A 1507-nucleotide genomic window follows, 5' to 3' on the forward strand; every position below is an offset into this window, starting at 1 on the left:
CGAACGCAACTGGGTAATGGGCCACTGGCGCTGCTGGGGCTGCGCAGCTTCGCCCTGCCGGAAGACATTTTTAGCGTGGACCGCACCGCAACTTTGCAGGCTCTTGTCAGTACGGATAATTCAGGTTTGGAAACAGGGTTGGTCGGAAATGGCAGAGAGTGAATCAGTCCTGTTTATGTGAATTATTTGAAAAATATCAGGGAAGTAGACGCTACTGAATAAACGTTAGCACGCTGCGTCGTCTGAACCCTTATTGTGACCGTACACAAGGACCGAATGTATGAGTACCAACCCCTGATTAGATTCAGCCACCGCCACCATCTGCTGGCGGGAACGGAAGTGGCGATTGGCTTTGAGGACGGCAACCCGGACCGCCCTTTATCAACGACGTGCTGCACACCGTCAAACACAAAATCCGGCTGGATGACAACCGCGGGCAGGAGCACATCAAGGTATCGACAGTAAGGTGGCAAAAGCCAGCTGAACCTCGGTCGTCTGGTGGACAGCGAGCGGTAGAAGCGGGGAGAAGGTTATGAGCTGCAACCGACTCCTCCACCTGATTACAATACTGTCTGGAATGGGAAAGCCAGAATCGCAACTGACCGTAATCTGTTTCAAGAAAAAAGGCTCAAATTCGAAGACATCTCTGTAAATAACGGAATTCATAGAAGAGATGGTAGAGTGTAAAGCTATTGCTCTGTGGAATGGTACGCTCTACTAAAAATGGGATGAACAGACCCGTTCTTTGGCGCGGAAATATAACCATCTGGGCGACAGTACCACCGGAAATATCCGTTGGAATATGAACTGGCCAGAAAATGCTAGTCAGTCTGAAGCGCAAATTAATACTCGTGGTAAACCGACATACAGACGGGTAACGGCTGGGCAACATGCTCATAATCGCTGGGTTTATTCAGGGTTGTGTTGTACCGATAAAGTTTTCAGGAGAAATTAAAATGAAATCACTATGGTTGATTTTGATATTTTTGGTTTGTACAGCAGATGCATCAGAAATAAAAGAGTTAGATCGCTGGTCTCCACTTGTAATAGGTGGGTTTACTGTCGTGCCGGATAGAAAGGTAATATCAATTTTTAGCGATAAAAAAATTCATACAATCGCAGGAAAGGAATATTTTCTATTAATAAAAGGATATGAGTCACGCCCTGGTCACCCATCAGGTCGATGCGGGGCTGGTCAAGAAATTTATGCTGATATCTATCAGGTTAATAATAAAAAATCAGTTAAAGTACAGCGAGTAATGATTGTTAGTTGCTGGCGTTCTATTGAACAGTTTAGTCGCGGAGATGAGGGAGATTTCTCATCAATAGCATGGACTGAAAAAGGTGTTGCTTTTGACTGGATAGTACCTCCTAACTTCACCAGTCTAAAGGCTCAAATAAATCTCGATTCTGACGCTCCCGAACTTGTCTTTATACCCTGATGGTGTCGGTTAATCTGTATTAGCTCAGACCTGATCTGACAGTTACCGGTTATTTATACAGGTGT

General features: G+C 45.3%; 1 protein-coding gene and 1 pseudogene. Both read left to right on the forward strand.

From position 1 onward, the window contains the following. Positions 1-321: 321 nt before the first annotated feature. Positions 322-513: pseudogene (locus IBT46_RS26980) on the forward strand (type VI secretion system Vgr family protein); the annotation flags it as partial. A 443-nt stretch (positions 514-956) separates the two neighbouring features. Further along, the gene (locus IBT46_RS26985) at positions 957-1442 is read left to right on the forward strand and encodes a hypothetical protein (protein WP_200548128.1); all 486 of its coding nucleotides are present in this window, start codon (positions 957-959) and stop codon (positions 1440-1442) included. Positions 1443-1507: the final 65 nt, after the last annotated feature.

This window comes from Erwinia sp. S38 (assembly GCF_016624545.1).
GTDB lineage: Bacteria > Pseudomonadota > Gammaproteobacteria > Enterobacterales > Enterobacteriaceae > Erwinia > Erwinia coffeiphila.

Bases quoted from the DNA above. Each gene is read 5' to 3' on its own strand.
- IBT46_RS26985 (WP_200548128.1), top strand. From the start codon at position 957: ATGAAATCACTATGGTTGATTTTGATATTTTTGGTTTGTACAGCAGAT.